Source organism: Vibrio sp. 99-8-1 (assembly GCF_013114595.1).
Lineage (GTDB): Bacteria > Pseudomonadota > Gammaproteobacteria > Enterobacterales > Vibrionaceae > Vibrio.
In genome coordinates this window covers 1-14412 of record NZ_VTXE01000029.1, presented here as the reverse complement: position 1 = coordinate 14412, position 14412 = coordinate 1, and the positions used below count along the sequence as shown (strand labels likewise).

General features: G+C 44.8%; 28 protein-coding genes and 1 pseudogene. All 29 read right to left on the bottom strand.

Annotated features, from left to right (window positions below; all coding sequences use genetic code 11):
* Positions 1-13: 13 nt before the first annotated feature.
* Positions 14-400, bottom strand: a complete 387-nt coding sequence (gene rplQ / locus F0227_RS15690; RefSeq protein WP_171754184.1) for a 50S ribosomal protein L17 — start codon at positions 398-400, stop codon at positions 14-16.
* 26 nt (positions 401-426) lie between these two features.
* Entirely contained in the window at positions 427-1419 is a 993-nt protein-coding gene (gene rpoA, locus F0227_RS15685; RefSeq protein ID WP_171754183.1) for a DNA-directed RNA polymerase subunit alpha, read from the bottom strand.
* Between the two features lie 24 nt (positions 1420-1443).
* Entirely contained in the window at positions 1444-2064 is a 621-nt protein-coding gene (gene rpsD, locus F0227_RS15680; protein WP_171754182.1) for a 30S ribosomal protein S4, read from the bottom strand.
* A gap of 32 nt (positions 2065-2096) precedes the next feature.
* Positions 2097-2486 carry a 30S ribosomal protein S11 gene (gene rpsK / locus F0227_RS15675; protein WP_171754181.1) on the bottom strand — a complete coding sequence of 130 codons (390 nt, stop codon included), beginning with the start codon at positions 2484-2486 and terminating at the stop codon, positions 2097-2099.
* Positions 2487-2507: 21 nt separating this feature from the next.
* Positions 2508-2864: a 30S ribosomal protein S13 gene (rpsM, locus tag F0227_RS15670; RefSeq protein ID WP_171754180.1), complete on the bottom strand. Its 357-nt coding sequence runs from the start codon at positions 2862-2864 to the stop codon at positions 2508-2510.
* A gap of 147 nt (positions 2865-3011) precedes the next feature.
* Positions 3012-3125 carry a 50S ribosomal protein L36 gene (gene rpmJ / locus F0227_RS15665; protein WP_000868186.1) on the bottom strand — a complete coding sequence of 38 codons (114 nt, stop codon included), beginning with the start codon at positions 3123-3125 and terminating at the stop codon, positions 3012-3014.
* Positions 3126-3173: 48 nt separating this feature from the next.
* Complete coding sequence (gene secY, locus F0227_RS15660; protein ID WP_171754179.1) at positions 3174-4508, bottom strand: preprotein translocase subunit SecY; 1335 nt, start codon at positions 4506-4508, stop codon at positions 3174-3176.
* 20 nt (positions 4509-4528) lie between these two features.
* Entirely contained in the window at positions 4529-4963 is a 435-nt protein-coding gene (rplO, locus tag F0227_RS15655) for a 50S ribosomal protein L15 (protein ID WP_137358609.1), read from the bottom strand.
* A gap of 5 nt (positions 4964-4968) precedes the next feature.
* Positions 4969-5145 (bottom strand): 50S ribosomal protein L30, encoded by a 177-nt coding sequence (rpmD, locus tag F0227_RS15650; RefSeq protein ID WP_171754178.1) that lies wholly within the window; start codon positions 5143-5145, stop codon positions 4969-4971.
* 7 nt (positions 5146-5152) lie between these two features.
* A complete protein-coding gene (gene rpsE / locus F0227_RS15645) occupies positions 5153-5656 on the bottom strand; it encodes a 30S ribosomal protein S5 (RefSeq protein WP_171754177.1) in 504 nt (167 codons plus the stop codon).
* 15 nt (positions 5657-5671) lie between these two features.
* On the bottom strand, positions 5672-6025 hold the full coding sequence (gene rplR, locus F0227_RS15640) for a 50S ribosomal protein L18 (protein ID WP_171754176.1): 354 nt from the start codon (positions 6023-6025) through the stop codon (positions 5672-5674).
* Between the two features lie 9 nt (positions 6026-6034).
* Positions 6035-6568, bottom strand: a complete 534-nt coding sequence (rplF, locus tag F0227_RS15635) for a 50S ribosomal protein L6 (RefSeq protein WP_171754175.1) — start codon at positions 6566-6568, stop codon at positions 6035-6037.
* Positions 6569-6578: 10 nt separating this feature from the next.
* Positions 6579-6971: a 30S ribosomal protein S8 gene (gene rpsH, locus F0227_RS15630; RefSeq protein WP_171754174.1), complete on the bottom strand. Its 393-nt coding sequence runs from the start codon at positions 6969-6971 to the stop codon at positions 6579-6581.
* Between the two features lie 29 nt (positions 6972-7000).
* Positions 7001-7306 carry a 30S ribosomal protein S14 gene (gene rpsN / locus F0227_RS15625; RefSeq protein ID WP_038228838.1) on the bottom strand — a complete coding sequence of 102 codons (306 nt, stop codon included), beginning with the start codon at positions 7304-7306 and terminating at the stop codon, positions 7001-7003.
* A 17-nt stretch (positions 7307-7323) separates the two neighbouring features.
* Complete coding sequence (rplE, locus tag F0227_RS15620; protein ID WP_171754173.1) at positions 7324-7863, bottom strand: 50S ribosomal protein L5; 540 nt, start codon at positions 7861-7863, stop codon at positions 7324-7326.
* Positions 7864-7886: 23 nt separating this feature from the next.
* A complete protein-coding gene (rplX, locus tag F0227_RS15615; protein WP_171754172.1) occupies positions 7887-8204 on the bottom strand; it encodes a 50S ribosomal protein L24 in 318 nt (105 codons plus the stop codon).
* A gap of 13 nt (positions 8205-8217) precedes the next feature.
* Positions 8218-8589: a 50S ribosomal protein L14 gene (gene rplN, locus F0227_RS15610; RefSeq protein ID WP_017029093.1), complete on the bottom strand. Its 372-nt coding sequence runs from the start codon at positions 8587-8589 to the stop codon at positions 8218-8220.
* 168 nt (positions 8590-8757) lie between these two features.
* Complete coding sequence (gene rpsQ, locus F0227_RS15605) at positions 8758-9012, bottom strand: 30S ribosomal protein S17 (protein WP_171754171.1); 255 nt, start codon at positions 9010-9012, stop codon at positions 8758-8760.
* On the bottom strand, positions 9012-9203 hold the full coding sequence (gene rpmC, locus F0227_RS15600; RefSeq protein ID WP_021019650.1) for a 50S ribosomal protein L29: 192 nt from the start codon (positions 9201-9203) through the stop codon (positions 9012-9014). The genes rpsQ and rpmC overlap by 1 nt, the downstream gene beginning before the upstream one ends.
* The gene (gene rplP, locus F0227_RS15595) at positions 9203-9613 is read right to left on the bottom strand and encodes a 50S ribosomal protein L16 (RefSeq protein ID WP_084888990.1); all 411 of its coding nucleotides are present in this window, start codon (positions 9611-9613) and stop codon (positions 9203-9205) included. Before rplP ends, rpmC begins: the two co-directional genes overlap by 1 nt.
* Before the next feature lie 11 nt (positions 9614-9624).
* Positions 9625-10323: a 30S ribosomal protein S3 gene (rpsC, locus tag F0227_RS15590; RefSeq protein ID WP_023402469.1), complete on the bottom strand. Its 699-nt coding sequence runs from the start codon at positions 10321-10323 to the stop codon at positions 9625-9627.
* 17 nt (positions 10324-10340) lie between these two features.
* On the bottom strand, positions 10341-10673 hold the full coding sequence (gene rplV, locus F0227_RS15585; RefSeq protein ID WP_171754236.1) for a 50S ribosomal protein L22: 333 nt from the start codon (positions 10671-10673) through the stop codon (positions 10341-10343).
* Positions 10674-10683: 10 nt separating this feature from the next.
* Positions 10684-10962, bottom strand: coding sequence for a 30S ribosomal protein S19 (gene rpsS / locus F0227_RS15580; RefSeq protein ID WP_001138114.1), 279 nt, complete (start codon positions 10960-10962; stop codon positions 10684-10686).
* 19 nt (positions 10963-10981) lie between these two features.
* Positions 10982-11806 (bottom strand): 50S ribosomal protein L2, encoded by an 825-nt coding sequence (gene rplB, locus F0227_RS15575; protein ID WP_171754170.1) that lies wholly within the window; start codon positions 11804-11806, stop codon positions 10982-10984.
* A gap of 15 nt (positions 11807-11821) precedes the next feature.
* Entirely contained in the window at positions 11822-12124 is a 303-nt protein-coding gene (gene rplW, locus F0227_RS15570) for a 50S ribosomal protein L23 (protein ID WP_171754169.1), read from the bottom strand.
* Positions 12121-12723 (bottom strand): 50S ribosomal protein L4, encoded by a 603-nt coding sequence (gene rplD / locus F0227_RS15565; protein WP_171754168.1) that lies wholly within the window; start codon positions 12721-12723, stop codon positions 12121-12123. The genes rplW and rplD overlap by 4 nt, the downstream gene beginning before the upstream one ends.
* A 16-nt stretch (positions 12724-12739) precedes the next feature.
* Entirely contained in the window at positions 12740-13369 is a 630-nt protein-coding gene (rplC, locus tag F0227_RS15560) for a 50S ribosomal protein L3 (RefSeq protein ID WP_171754167.1), read from the bottom strand.
* Positions 13370-13383: 14 nt separating this feature from the next.
* Positions 13384-13695 (bottom strand): 30S ribosomal protein S10, encoded by a 312-nt coding sequence (gene rpsJ / locus F0227_RS15555; protein ID WP_031495630.1) that lies wholly within the window; start codon positions 13693-13695, stop codon positions 13384-13386.
* Positions 13696-14142: 447 nt separating this feature from the next.
* Positions 14143-14412: pseudogene (gene tuf / locus F0227_RS15550) on the bottom strand (elongation factor Tu); the annotation flags it as partial.

The following is a 14412-nucleotide window of genomic DNA, read 5'->3' as shown; positions in this document are numbered from 1 at the left end:
AGTAGAACGTTACTTATTCAGCAGCAGCTTCTTCAGATGCTTCTGGGCGATCTACAAGCTCAATGTAAGCCATTGGAGCTTTATCACCTGTACGGAAACCACATTTAAGAATGCGAGTATAACCGCCTTGACGGCTCGCAAAACGTGGACCTAGTTCATTAAATAGTTTTGCTACAACTTCGTTATCACGAGTGCGAGCAAATGCTAGACGACGGTTAGCAACACTGTCTGTCTTAGCTAGTGTAATCAAAGGCTCAATTACGCGACGTAGTTCTTTTGCTTTAGGCACGGTAGTTTTAATAACTTCGTGACGAACAAGAGAGCTAGCCATGTTGCTGAACATCGCTTTACGATGACTGCTGTTGCGGTTGAGTTGACGACCACTCTTACGATGGCGCATGACCTAATCCTTCTAACTAGTATTGATTAATCTTCAGCGATGGACGCTGGCGGCCAATTTTCTAGGCGCATGCCCAGAGAAAGACCACGTGAAGCAAGAACATCTTTAATCTCTGTAAGAGATTTCTTACCAAGGTTTGGCGTTTTAAGTAGCTCAACCTCAGTACGCTGTACAAGATCACCAATGTAGTGAATCGCTTCTGCTTTCAAACAGTTAGCAGAGCGAACTGTTAGTTCAAGATCGTCTACAGGACGCAGTAGGATCGGATCGAATTCTGGTTTCTCTTCCTTCTCCTCAGGTACACGTACATCACGAAGATCTACGAACGCATCCAGTTGTTCAGCTAAAATAGTAGCTGCACGACGGATTGCTTCCTCAGGTTCCAGAGTGCCATTCGTTTCCATATCGATAACAAGCTTGTCTAAGTCAGTACGTTGCTCAACACGTGCAGCTTCAACTGAGTAGGCAATTTTGTCTACTGGGCTGTAAGTTGCATCGACAAGCAAACGACCGATTGGACGCTCATCTTCTTCGGTATGAATACGAGCAGAAGACGGAACATAACCGCGACCACGTTCTACTTTGATGCGCATAGCGATCTCAGCACTATCATCAGTTAGATGACAGATAACGTGTTCAGGGTTAGCGATCTCTACATCACCATCATGGGTGATGTCACCTGCAACAACAGGGCCTGAGCCTGATTTATTCAGTGTAATAAACACTTCATCTTTGCCTTCAGCTACACGTACAGCCAAACCTTTAAGGTTTAAAAGGATTTCAAGAATGTCTTCTTGAACGCCTTCTTTTGTGCTGTACTCGTGCAAAACGCCTTCAATCTCAACTTCTGTCACCGCGCAACCTGGCATAGACGAAAGTAGGATACGACGAAGCGCATTACCTAGAGTATGGCCAAAGCCACGCTCTAATGGCTCAAGAGTTACTTTTGCGTGTGTCGTGTTAATCTGTTCGATGTCAACAAGACGTGGCTTAAGAAATTCTGTTACAGAACCCTGCATTGTGTCCTCTCTTTAGTTTAAACCTTACTTAGAGTAAAGTTCGACGATCAAGTGTTCGTTGATGTCAGCTGATAAGTCAGAACGTTCAGGCATACGCTTGAATGTACCTTCCATTTTGCCAGCATCTACTTCAATCCAAGTTGGTTTTTCGCGTTGTTCTGCAACTTCTAGAGCCGCTTTAATGCGAGATTGCGTTTTAGCTTTCTCACGAATAGAAACAACATCGTTAGCCGAAACTTTAAATGAAGGAACGTTTACAACTTTACCGTTTACTAGAATAGCTTTGTGGCTAACCAATTGACGGGCTTCTGCGCGAGTTGCGCCAAAACCGATGCGGTAAACTACGTTATCAAGACGACCTTCAAGAAGCTGAAGCAGGTTTTCACCTGTATTGCCTTTAAGGCGTGCAGCATCTTTATAGTAGTTACGGAATTGCTTTTCTAGAACGCCATACATACGACGAACTTTTTGCTTCTCACGAAGCTGAACGCCATATTCAGATAGACGGCCTTTGCGAGCGCCGTGCACACCTGGTGCGTTATCAATTTTACACTTGGTATCAATCGCGCGGACACCAGACTTAAGGAATAAGTCAGTACCTTCGCGGCGACTAAGCTTCAGCTTAGGACCCAAATATCTTGCCATGATTCTTCTCCAATATTCCTAGAAACGTAACGTTATACGCGACGTTTTTTAGGTGGACGACAACCGTTATGAGGGATCGGAGTTGCATCTACAATATTTGTAATGCGGTATCCAGCAGCGTTTAACGCGCGGATAGTTGACTCACGACCAGGACCTGGGCCCTTAACCATAACTTCCAAGTTCTTTAAACCGTACTCTTTAGCCGCTTCGCCTGCGCGCTCTGCTGCAACCTGTGCTGCGAACGGAGTAGACTTACGAGAACCACGGAAACCTGAACCGCCTGCAGTAGCCCAAGCTAGTGCGTTACCTTGACGGTCTGTAATCGTAACGATTGTATTATTGAAAGAAGCGTGGATGTGCGCTACGCCATCAGCTACTTGCTTGCGTACGCGCTTACGAGCGCGTGTTGGTTGTTTTGCCATTGTACTCTCTACCTTATCCGATTATTTTTTGATCGGCTTGCGCGGACCCTTACGGGTGCGAGCGTTGGTTTTAGTACGCTGTCCACGTAGTGGTAGACTGCGACGATGACGAAGTCCACGATAACAACCAAGGTCCATAAGACGTTTGATGTTCATCGAAACTTCACGACGTAGATCACCTTCTACAGTGTACTTGGCGACACCATCACGCAGTTGATCAATCTGCTCTTCAGTTAGTTCACTGATCTTAACACTTTCAGCAATACCCACGTCAGCTAGAATAGCTTGAGCGCGTGTTTTACCAATACCGTAAATAGCAGTTAATGCGATTACGGAATGTTTTTGATCAGGAATGTTAATGCCAGCTATACGGGCCACTATTCACTCCTAGTACTTTATAAGAAATTATCCGCAGCAAAGCCCGTACAGGATACGCTGCGGTTTACTACTTCTTTTGCACGCAAAAGGTAGGCCGAGCAATATACTCGACCAACTCTCACATTTCAAGTAAAAATTTCTGCTTAATTAACCTTGGCGTTGTTTATGCTTTGGTTCACTGCAAATTACGCGAACGACACCGTTGCGCTTAATTACTTTACAGTTACGGCAGATTTTTTTAACGGAAGCACGAACTTTCATTGCTAAACTCCGTAAATGGGAATCTGTATTAAATGGTTAGGCGCTAAATTAGCGACCGTAACCTTTCAGATTCGCTTTTTTCAACACAGAATCATACTGTTGTGACATCAGATGAGTCTGTACCTGTGCCATGAAATCCATGATAACAACCACTACGATTAGTAGTGATGTGCCGCCAAAATAGAACCTTACGTTCCAGGCGATCATCATGAACTCTGGGATCAGACAGATAAAGGTAATATATAGAGCGCCCGCTAAGGTCAATCTCGTCATCACTTTATCAATGTATTTCGCTGTCTGCTCACCTGGGCGGATGCCGGGTACGAACGCACCAGACTTCTTCAAGTTATCTGCTGTTTCACGCGGGTTAAATACTAACGCCGTGTAGAAGAAACAGAAGAATATAATCGCTGCTGCATAAAGCATAACGTACAAAGGCTGACCTGGGCTAAGAGCCAAAGACACATCAGTTAACCAACCGAATGTGCTGCTCTCACCGTTCTGACCAAACCATTGTGCGATTGTTCCTGGGAACAAAATAATACTTGATGCAAAAATTGCAGGTATTACACCAGCCATGTTTATCTTAAGTGGCAAGTGCGTACTTTGTGCTGCAAATACTTTACGACCTTGTTGACGCTTCGCATAGTTAACGACGATACGACGTTGACCACGCTCCATGAAAACAACGAAATAAATTACAGCAAAAGATAAAACCCCAATTAACAACAGAAGAAGTACGTGCAATTCACCTTGACGCGCTTGCTCAATTGTCTGTCCAACTGCCGATGGCAGTCCAGCCACGATACCCGAGAATATAATTATCGAGATACCGTTGCCAATTCCGCGCTCTGTAATTTGTTCACCTAACCACATCAAAAACATGGTGCCGGTTACTAAACTAACGGTAGCAAGCAGGGTAAACATGGTTTGGTCGATAACGACCAGATTGTCGACCATGTTTGGTAAACCTGTTGAAATACCAATCGCTTGGAATGTAGCTAACACAAGCGTGCCGTAGCGTGTATATTGGCTAATCTTACGACGCCCTGCTTCACCCTCTTTCTTGAGTTCAGCTAACGCTGGATGAACTACAGTTAGCAACTGGATAACAATTGACGCCGAAATATACGGCATGATACCCAGTGCTAATATAGATGCACGCTCTAGAGCACCACCAGAGAACATGTTAAACATCTCTATGATAGTGCCTTTTTGCTGTTCGAACATATTGGCAAGTACAGCTGCGTCAATACCAGGTAGCGGTACAAAAGAACCTGCTCTGAATACTAATAACGCTATTACTACGAATAGTAAACGCGACTTTAGCTCAGCCAAGCCGCTCTGAGTACTACGAAAATCTTGTCCTGGTTTCTTAGCCATCTGTACCTCGTTTCTCGAGATTATTCCTCGATTTTACCGCCTGCAGCTTCGATTGCAGCTTTAGCGCCTTTAGTCACGCGAAGACCTTTAACAGTCACAGCTTTGCTAAGTTCACCAGAAAGAACAACTTTTACAAATTCGATGTTCTTAGTGATTACGTTAGCAGCTTTAAGGCTGTTTAGATCAACAACGTCACCAGTTACTTTCGCTAGCTCAGCTAGACGAACTTCAGCAGATACTAGACTCTTACGAGAAGTAAAGCCGAATTTTGGTAAACGTTGTTTCAAAGGCATTTGACCGCCTTCAAATCCTGGACGAACACTGCCGCCAGAACGTGACTTTTGACCTTTGTGGCCACGGCCACCTGTTTTACCAAGGCCAGAACCGATACCACGACCTACGCGCTTCTTAGAAGGCTTAGAACCCGCAGCCGGTGATAGAGTATTCAAACGCATTCTGATTACTCCTCAACTTTAACCATATAGTAAACTTTGTTGATCATTCCGCGTACGCACGGAGTGTCTTCAAGTTCAACTGTATGGTTGATGCGACGAAGGCCCAAACCTTTCAAGCACAACTTGTGCTTAGGTAAACGACCGATTGAGCTTTTAGTTTGAGTTACTTTGATAGTTGCCATTGTGTTCTTACTCCGAAATAGATTCAACAGTTAGACCACGTTTAGCAGCAACCATTTCTGGTGACTTCATGCCGCTCAAACCATCAATAGTAGCGCGCACAACGTTAATCGGGTTCGTAGAACCGTATGCTTTCGCAAGTACGTTGTGTACACCAACAACTTCAAGTACTGCACGCATTGCACCACCGGCAATGATACCTGTACCTTCAGCAGCAGGCTGCATGTAAACTTTAGAGCCAGTGTGACGACCTTTCACCGCGTGGTGTAGTGTTCCGTCATTAAGTGCGATAGTAACCATGTTACGACGCGCTTTTTCCATTGCTTTTTGAATCGCTGCTGGTACTTCACGAGCTTTGCCGTAACCGAAACCAACGCGACCATTACCGTCACCAACTACTGTTAGTGCAGTAAAGCTAAAGATTCGACCGCCTTTAACCGTTTTAGAAACACGGTTAACAGCGATTAACTTTTCGTTAAAATCTGTAGCTTGAGCTTGTTGTTCTTTAGCCATCTTCCAAACCCTACCTTAGAATTTAAGACCAGCTTCGCGAGCAGAATCTGCTAGCGCCGCTACTCGGCCGTGGTATTGGAAACCAGAACGATCGAATGCAACACCAGAGATGCCTTTTTCGATAGCGCGCTCAGCAATAGCTTTACCTACAGCTTTAGCAGCGTCAACGTTACCAGTATTCTTCACTTGCTCACGGATCGCTTTTTCTACAGTAGAAGCTGCTGCGATAACCTCAGAGCCATTCGGCGCAATAACCTGTGCATACACATGACGCGGAGTACGGTGTACAACTAGGCGATTAACGCGAAGTTCTGCAATCTTACGACGTGCACGTGTAGCACGACGGATGCGAGATGCTTTCTTATCCATAGTGTTACCTTACTTCTTCTTAGCTTCTTTAGTACGCACATATTCATCTGCGTAACGAACACCTTTGCCTTTATAAGGCTCAGGCTCACGGTAAGAACGAATGTCAGCCGCTACTTGACCAACAAGCTGCTTATCACAACCAGTTAGTACAATTTCAGTTTGGCTTGGACACTCTGCTTTAACACCTTCAGGTAGAGCGTGCTCTACTGGGTGTGAGAAGCCAAGAGTTAAGTTAACAGATGCGCCTTTAACAGCAGCACGGTAACCTACACCTTTAAGAGTCAGCTTCTTCGTAAAGCCTTGTGTAACACCAACAACCATGTTGTTCACTAGTGCACGAGCAGTACCTGCTTGAGCATTAGCTTTAGCAACACCTTCCACAGGAGCGAAAGTTAAGTTGTTATCTTCCTGAGCGATAACTACAGCGTCGTTAAATACGCGAGTTAGTTCACCCTTGCCACCTTTAACAGTGACTTCTTGGCCGTTAAGCTTCACCTCTACGCCAGCTGGAATAGCGACAGGTGCTTTAGCAACACGAGACATAGTCTACTCCTTACGCTACGTAGCAGATGATCTCACCACCAAGACCTGCTTTACGAGCAGCACGGTCTGACATCAGACCCTTGGAAGTGGACACTACAGCAATACCCAAACCACCCATCACTGATGGAAGCGAGTCTTTGTTCTTATAGACACGCAGACCAGGACGTGAAACACGTTGGATTTGCTCGATTACAGGTTTAGCTTGGAAGTACTTAAGAGTAACTTCTAGCTCTGGTTTTGCTTCGCCTTCAACAGCGAAGTCAACGATATAACCTTCAGCTTTTAACAAAGTAGCAATCGCAACTTTAAGCTTTGAAGAAGGCATTTTCACAGCAACTTTATTTGCTGATTGACCGTTACGAATGCGGGTCAGCATATCCGAAATCGGATCTTGCATGCTCATAATATTTACTCCAAATGATTAAGTGGCAATTACCAGCTAGCCTTACGAAGTCCCGGAATCTCGCCTTTCATGCAAGCTTCACGAACCTTAATACGACTCAAACCGAATTTACGTAGGTAACCGTGTGGACGACCAGTTTGGTTGCAACGGTTGCGCTGACGAGATGCACTTGAATCACGTGGAAGAGATTGCAATTTAAGAACTGCATTCCAACGATCTTCTTCAGATGCGTTTACATCGCTGATGATAGCTTTTAGTGCTGAACGCTTTTCAGCGAATTTAGCAACTAGCTTTGCACGTTTTACTTCACGTGCCTTCATTGATTGTTTAGCCATAACAGTAACCCTTCACCTTATTTGCGGAATGGGAAGTTAAAGGCAGCCAGCAGAGCTCGGCCTTCCTCATCGTTTGCAGCAGACGTCGTGATAGTAATATCAAGACCGCGCACACGATCGACTTTATCGTAGTCGATTTCCGGAAAGATGATTTGCTCGCGAACGCCCATGCTAAAGTTACCGCGTCCGTCAAAAGACTTAGCGCTAACACCACGGAAATCACGTACTCGGGGTAGAGCGATGTTAATCAAACGCTCTAGAAAATCCCACATACGCTCGCCACGCAAGGTTACTTTACAACCAATTGGGTAGCCTTCACGAATTTTGAAACCAGCAACTGATTTACGCGCTTTAGTGATAAGTGGCTTTTGACCAGAAATGATCGCCATATCAGAGGCTGCGTTCTCAAGTAGTTTCTTATCGTTGATTGCTTCACCAACGCCCATGTTTAGGGTGATTTTTTCAATCCTAGGGACTTGCATGACGCTTGTATAGCCGAACTCTTTGGCAAGTTCAGCGACTACAGACGACTTGTAGTAATCATGCAGTTTCGCCATAGTAGAACTCCAAATTACTTCTATTAGTTAGAAACGATTTCGTTATTAGACTTAAAGAAACGAACTTTCTTACCATCTTCAATACGGAAACCGATACGGTCTGCTTTACCAGTTGTAGCGTTAAAGATTGCAACGTTAGAAACATCAATAGCTGCTTCTTGTTCAACGATGCCACCTTGTTGACCTAGAGCCGGAACCGGCTTTTGGTGTTTCTTAACAAGGTTGATTCCTTCAACGATAACTTTACCAGTAGTTAGAACCTTAGTTACTTTACCTTTCTTGCCTTTATCTTTACCAGCAAGAATGATTACTTCGTCATTACGACGGATTTTAGCTGCCATTTCTGGATGCTCCTTACAGAACTTCTGGAGCCAGTGAGACAATTTTCATGAATTTCGCGTTGCGAAGTTCACGAGTCACTGGACCAAAGATACGTGTACCGACTGGTTGCTCAGTTGTGTCGTTTAATAACACACAAGCATTACGGTCGAAGCGAATGACAGAACCGTCAGGGCGACGTACGCCTTTACGGGTGCGCACCACTACCGCCTTCAGAACATCACCTTTTTTTACTTTACCGCGAGGAATTGCTTCCTTCACTGTAACTTTGATGACGTCACCGATATGTGCATAACGGCGGTGTGAGCCACCCAGAACCTTAATACACATTACCTTGCGCGCGCCAGAGTTATCCGCCGCGTCAAGTGTACTTTGCATTTGGATCATGTTAGTGCTCCGCTAATTAATTAAATAGACCCTCTCGGGTCGGGCTGCCTTTTAATAAGGGCTGCGAATTGTACCACCCTTTTTTGTGATTGGGTAGACAAAAAACAGGCGGCCCCAAAAAAAATTTGGAGCCGCCATTTTCGCTATACGAATAAGTAAAAAACTAAATTAGCTTTTTGCTTTTTCGATAACTTTTTCCAAAGTCCAAGACTTAGTCTTAGACAGTGGACGACATTCACGAATTTCAACAGTATCGCCTAGGCCACACTCGTTGTTTTCGTCATGTGCATGTAGTTTAGTCGTGCGTTTTACGAACTTGCCGTAAATTGGGTGTTTCACCATACGCTCGATAGCTACAACGATAGACTTATCCATCTTGTCGCTAACTACACGGCCTTGCATAGTACGGATTTTGTCGCTCATTATGCGCCTGCCTTCTCAGTCAAAACAGTTTTCACACGTGCGATATCACGACGTACAGCTTTTAGAGTATGAGTTTGCTGTAGCTGACCAGTTGCAGCTTGCATACGCAAGTTGAACTGCTCGCGCAGTAAATTCAATAGCTCTGCGTTAAGCTCTTCAGCGCTTTTTTCGCGTAGATCTTGTGCTTTCATCACATCACCTGCTTAGTTACAAATGTTGTTTTGATTGGCAGTTTACGAGCCGCTAGGCGGAACGCTTCACGTGCCAACTCTTCAGGTACACCATCCATTTCGTACATTACTTTTCCAGGTTGGATTTGGGCTACCCAGTACTCTACGTTACCCTTACCTTTACCTTGACGAACTTCAAGTGGTTTTTCAGTGATAGGTTTGTCTGGGAAAATACGAATCCAGATTTGACCTTGACGCTTAACGTGACGCGTCATCGCACGACGTGCCGCTTCGATCTGACGAGCAGTAATACGGCCACGGCCAACTGCTTTAAGACCAAATGTACCGAAGCTTACATCAGTACCTTTAGCTAGACCGCGGTTGCGACCAGTCTGAACCTTACGGAACTTAGTACGTTTAGGTTGTAACATCAGTCGTCTCCTTATTTACGGCCTTTACGCTGCTTCTTAGGCTTGTCAGCCTTTGGCTCTACTGCGTTAGCAGCTGGCATTCCGCCTAGAATTTCACCTTTGAAAATCCAAACTTTAATGCCGATCACACCGTATTGGGTGTGAGCCGAAGAAGTTGCGTAATCGATATCAGCACGTAGTGTGTGTAGTGGCACACGGCCTTCACGGTACCATTCAGTACGCGCGATTTCAGCGCCGCCTAGACGACCGCTTACTTCAACCTTGATACCCTTCGCACCTAGGCGCATTGCATTTTGTACCGCGCGCTTCATAGCACGACGGAACATAACACGACGCTCTAGCTGAGACGCGATGCTATCAGCCACTAATTGACCATCTAGCTCAGGCTTACGTACTTCAGCGATGTTAATCTGCGCTGGTACACCTGCGATTTTAGCTACAGCTGTGCGTAGCTTCTCAACGTCTTCACCTTTCTTACCGATAACAACGCCTGGACGAGCAGTGTGAATAGTCACACGAATACTCTTAGCAGGACGCTCGATAACGATACGTGAAAGAGACGCTTTTGAAAGTTCCTTAGTTAGGAACTGACGTACCTTGAAGTCGCCGTCTAGGTTGTCAGCGAAATCTTTGGTATTAGCAAACCATGTAGCATTCCAAGGCTTAACGATGCCAAGACGAATACCATTTGGATGTACTTTCTGACCCATTGCTTACTCTCCTAGTCTTAAGCGTCAGCTACAACGATGCTGATGTGGCTTGAACGCTTCAAGATACGATCCGCACGACCTTTAGCACGAGGCATAATACGCTTCATGATAGGGCCTTCATCTACGAAGATTTTAGCGACATTTAGATCGTCAATGTCTGCACCTTCGTTGTGTTCCGCATTTGCGATTGCTGACTCAAGAACTTTCTTAATTAAAACAGCAGCTTTTTTGTTGCTGAATGTAAGTATTTCTAGAGCTTGGTCAACAGATTTACCGCGAATTTGGTCTGCAACTAAGCGAGCCTTTTGAGGCGAAATACGAGCAAAGTTATGTTTAGCTAGTGCTTCCATCATCTACTCCTTATTTCTTTTTCGCTTTCTTATCAGCAGCGTGGCCGCGATAAGTACGAGTTGGTGCAAATTCACCCAGTTTGTGACCGATCATTTCATCAGTTACAAATACTGGTACGTGCTGACGACCATTATGGACAGCGATGGTCAAACCGATCATCGTAGGGATGATCATTGAACGACGGGACCAAGTCTTAATAGGCTTTTTGTCTCCGCTTTCCACCGCTTTCTCTACCTTCTTCAGCAAGTGTAGGTCAATAAAAGGACCTTTCTTGAGAGAACGTGGCATGGCGATTCCTCTTTATAGATTATTTATTACGACGACGTACAATGTACTTGTCAGTGCGCTTGTTCTTACGAGTCTTAAAGCCTTTAGTAGGCTGACCCCAAGGAGATACTGGATGACGACCACCAGAAGTACGGCCTTCACCACCACCGTGTGGGTGGTCTACTGGGTTCATTACCACACCACGAACGGTTGGACGAACACCACGCCAGCGGCTAGCACCAGCTTTACCTAGTTCACGAAGCATGTGCTCAGAGTTACCAACTTCACCGATCGTTGCACGACCTTCAGAAAGTACTTTGCGCATTTCGCCAGAACGTAGGCGTAGAGTTACATATGCACCGTCGCGAGCGACGATTTGTGCGTATGCACCTGCAGAACGAGCAATTTGTGCACCTTTACCAGGTTTCAATTCAACACAGTGAACTGTAGAACCTACTGGGATGTTGCGCATTGGCAGAGTGTTACCTGCTTTAATAGGCGCATCAACACCAGATTGTAATTGGTCACCCGCTTGGATGCCTTTTGGTGCAATGATGTAGCGACGCTCACCGTCTGCGTACAGAACTAGAGCAATATTTGCGCTACGGTTTGGATCGTATTCTAGACGCTCAACTTTCGCTGGGATACCGTCTTTAGTACGTTTGAAATCAATCAAACGGTAATGATGTTTATGACCACCACCGATGTGACGTACTGTGATACGACCGTTGTTGTTACGACCGCCATTTTTAGAGTTTTTCTCTAAAAGTGGAGCGTATGGCTTACCCTTATGTAGGTCAGCGTTAACAACTTTAACTACGTGACGACGACCAGGGGAAGTCGGCTTACATTTAACAATAGCCATTATGAACTACTCCTGTTATTCCGCACCGCCAACGAAGTCAAGATCCTGACCTTCTTTCAAAGTAACGTAGGCTTTTTTCACGTCTGAACGACGGCCTTCACGTTGACCTTGACGTTTGGTCTTACCCTTAAGAACAAGAGTATTTACAGACTTAACTTCAACTTCAAATAGCTTTTCTACAGCTGCTTTGATCTCTTTTTTAGTTGCATCTTTTGCTACTTTGAAAACGATAGTGTTCGCTTTCTCTGCAGCCATAGTTGCTTTTTCAGAGATATGTGGAGCACGTAGAACTTTTAGTAGACGCTCTTCAGTGATCATGCCAGCATCTCCTCAACTTGCTTAACTGCATCAGCAGTTATTAGAACCTTGTCAAATGCAATCAGACTTACTGGATCAATCGCAGCAACGTCACGAGCATCAACTTTATAAAGGTTACGAGCAGCTAAGAATAGATTTTCATCTACTTCGCCAGTTACGATTAGAACATCATTAAGCTCAAGTTCTTTAAGCTTAGCTACTAGCTCTTTAGTTTTTGGTGCTTCTACAGAGAAGTTATCAACAACGATTAAACGCTCTTGACGAACTAGCTCAGAAAGAATGCTTTTCATAGCACCGCGATACATTTTTTTGTTAACTTTTTGGCTGTGATCCTGTGGTTTCGCAGCAAAAGTAACACCACCTGTACGCCAGATTGGGCTACGAATTGTACCAGCACGCGCACGGCCAGTACCTTTTTGACGCCAAGGCTTAGCACCGCCGCCAGATACTTCAGAACGAGTTTTTTGAGCACGAGTACCTTGACGAGCACCTGCTGCAAAAGCAACAACTACTTGATGTACAAGAGCTTCGTTAAACTCACGTCCGAAGGTAGTTTCGGAAACAGTTAGCGCATCAGCACCTTTAACTATCAATTCCATTACTTACTCCTAGACGTTATGCTTTAACAGCTGGTTTTACGATCACGTTGCCACCTGTTGAGCCTGGTACTGCACCTTTAATAAGAAGCAGATTGCGCTCAGCGTCAACACGTACGATCTCAAGGTTTTGAGTCGTAACACGCTCAGCACCCATGTGACCTGCCATTTTCTTGCCTTTAAACACGCGACCTGGAGTTTGACATTGGCCAATTGAACCCGGTGCACGGTGAGACAAAGAGTTACCGTGAGTCATATCTTGAGTAGAGAAATTCCAACGCTTAATTGCGCCTTGGAAGCCTTTACCTTTAGATGTACCAGTAACGTCTACTTTTTTAATTTCATTGAAAAGTTCTACATTTAGCTCAGCGCCAATTTCAAACTCTTCTCCGTTTTCCAAACGGAATTCCCAAAGACCGCGGCCAGCTTCAACACCTGCTTTCGCAAAGTGACCTGCTTCTGACTTAGTTACACGGTTAGCTTTCTTAGCACCAGAAGTTACCTGAATTGCTGCATAGCCGTCGTTTTCAAGAGTTTTAACTTGAGCAACGCGGTTAGCTTCTACTTCAACAACTGTAACTGGGATAGAAACGCCTTCTTCGGTAAATACGCGGGTCATACCCACTTTACGTCCGACTAGACCAATCATTCTTCTAATCTCCCTTAACCTAAGCTGATTTGAACATCAACACCAGCAGCAAGGTCTAGACGCATTAGAGCATCTACAGTCTTGTCAGTTGGTTCTACGATGTCGATCAAACGCTTGTGAGTACGAATTTCGTACTGATCACGTGCGTCTTTGTTTACGTGAGGAGAGATAAGAACAGTGAAACGTTCTTTACGCGTTGGTAGTGGAATAGGACCACGAACCTGTGCACCGGTACGTTTTGCTGTTTCTACGATTTCCGCTGTTGACTGATCGATTAGTTTATAATCGAATGCTTTAAGACGGATACGAATACGTTGGTTCTGCATGAGACAGAGCTCCAATAATAAATAAATTACACAAACAATATCGCCACTCACTCCTAATAACATAGGGGAATGCCGATTGATTCATGTGAAACCGTAGCCTCCAAAATTAGGAAGCGTTGTCAGCTAAATTTGAATTAACTCTAAGGTCAATATTTTATTAACTGCGAACATAAGCTGAGTATACGTTACTAGACGCTTTCTATTTAAAGAAAGTGCTACTCCTCAGTGCTCATTGGTTCACAACTGACTTAAGCCAGTGCGCGGTATTATACAGATCACAAAACCGGATGCAAGGGATGGGGGTAAAATAATCAAAAAGGAGGGTATTTAAAGGTTTTCAGAAAAAATGGCGAGTTTGGAATAGTGAGATTGTGTAGTACTAGCAATAAAAAAGGAAGCCGAAGCTTCCTTTTTCGTCAATGCGATTTATCGCAAAATCTTTAGCAATTAAGCGAAGATTTTAGCAACAACACCAGCACCAACTGTACGGCCACCTTCACGGATTGCGAAGCGTAGACCTTCATCCATCGCGATTGGAGCGATTAGTTCAACAGTCATTTGGATGTTGTCACCTGGCATTACCATTTCTACGCCTTCAGGTAGAGTGATGTCGCCTGTTACGTCAGTTGTACGGAAGTAGAACTGTGGACGGTAGCCTTTGAAGAATGGAGTGTGACGTCCACCTTCGTCTTTAGACAGAACGTATACTTCTGACTC